Origin of the sequence: Streptococcus sp. 9.1, assembly GCF_016648815.1 — a bacterium.
Classification (GTDB): Bacteria; Bacillota; Bacilli; order Lactobacillales; family Streptococcaceae; genus Streptococcus; species Streptococcus salivarius_E.
The window spans coordinates 1-1,673 of record NZ_JACLQS010000033.1 but is presented as its reverse complement, the minus strand read 5'-3'; the positions used below and the strand labels follow the sequence as shown (position 1 = coordinate 1,673).

The window sequence follows — 1,673 nt, the reverse complement described above, 5'->3', positions numbered from 1 at the left end:
GGCTCTTTTCTACCATTTGTCAAGTCTATCAAGGCTTTAAGTAAAAAAAGAGATAAGACAGTAACTATTCTGAGGTTACTGTCTTATTTTTAACCCTTTTTTATCCATAAATGGGCATGCTAAAAAAACACCTCATCTGGTATTTTTTGAAACAAGGTGTTACAATAATACGGCATAGACAGCCTTATCGATTTTGGGTCAAAGAGTAATCGTAAAGTTTGTTATGCGTAATGAGGTAATACATTGTTCGAATGAGACGATGTATAGAGGCAATCGTATGTGGCTTAGTTGAAGCTATTGTCGATTGTCTTTTTCGTTTCTCATAAAAGTCAGCGATATGGCAGGGATTAGTATGACTAGCTGAAGCGATGTTGTGAATGCACTTGAACAAGATTTTTCTGGCATAGGGATTACCTCGTTTAGTGATGTGTTCCTTGGCGAGAAAGTTCCCAGATTCGTAGTGTCTCAGGTCAATGCCAATAAAAGCGTTGATTTGATTGGAAGACTGAAAGCGACGAATATCTCCCAATTCGCCAATGATAGATGTCGCTGTGGTTTCTGCGATGCCAGGAATTGACCGTAAGATGTCATACTCTGGTAAAGGCTGAGCTAGAGCTACCATGTCGTTTAAGACAACTTGTCTGCGTTCAGAAAGACGAAGCAATTCTTGAGCATAGTAACGAACCTCTTCAAGCATCGGAGAGGTATTCTTGACCGCACAAAAAGATTGTTTAGCGAGTTTTATAAGTTTATCAGTCAGGTAAGTAATACGCTTTTCAGAGATGCGTTTGGAGGTGGATTGACGGACAATCTCACACAAGTTACTTTGAGATAGGCTTAATACAAACTCTTTGCATGGAAAAGCCATCACTAGGTTCCAATATTGCTCTCCAGTAGGTGTGGATAATAGAGTTTCCAATTCAGGAAAGGTGACTTGTAGGACCTTGTGCAGACGGTTTTTAGTTCGAACAAGATCTTCTGTCATATTTTGATAGAAACGGCTTAAATCACGTAGGTGTTGATAAACTTCTTCCTGAACGTAAGTTGGTTTACGATTGTGTACAAGCTGAGATTTAGCCAACTTTTCAGCGTCAATTTTATCTGTTTTACGAACTCGCAGACTGTCCAATTGTTTCTTAGCTTCCAGTGGATTTAGCCGTGTGTAAGCGTAACTATATTCCTCGAGAAAGGCTTGAAGACGTCGAGAATAGACACCTGTAGCCTCAAATATAATCTCAGGGTTATGAACAGTTTTCAAGTCCCCCAATAGGCGATTGAAGCCAATGGCATCATTGAGTATGGTGTAGCCATGAACCTTCTCACCGTTGACTAAAATTGCCACCTCAGAACTTGTTTTACTGACATCAATTCCAAATACTGCACGCATGACATTACCTCTTTTGTCTTGAATAATTCCATGTTTTAGTGATTTTATTTTCAATACGCGACGTTTAGCGTCCTACATACTTTGATCAAACTCCACCTAAAACAAGGTGTCTTGCCAGTTTGTCAAGCGACGTCTAGCGCCATAGAGCCCTACGACTTTACAAGACACCACTACTTTAACATAAAGAAAAAGTAGTGAGTACTCTCTCCCGTCGGAGATTTCTTCACTACTAATCTTAGTATGTTTGTCAACTGTAGTGGGTGACGAAAAGCTAACATCTAGAGAG

At 39.8% G+C, this 1,673-nt stretch carries 2 protein-coding genes; both read right to left on the bottom strand.

Translation table 11 applies throughout. The features are described 5' to 3' along the window. Nucleotides 1–184: 184 nt before the first annotated feature. A complete protein-coding gene (locus H7T93_RS09870) occupies nt 185–1,387 on the bottom strand; it encodes an IS110 family transposase (RefSeq protein ID WP_037604220.1) in 1,203 nt (400 codons plus the stop codon). A 96-nt stretch (nt 1,388–1,483) separates the two neighbouring features. Further along, the coding region (locus H7T93_RS09900; protein ID WP_221339796.1) for a hypothetical protein at nt 1,484–1,673 on the bottom strand (190 nt) is incomplete at its 5' end.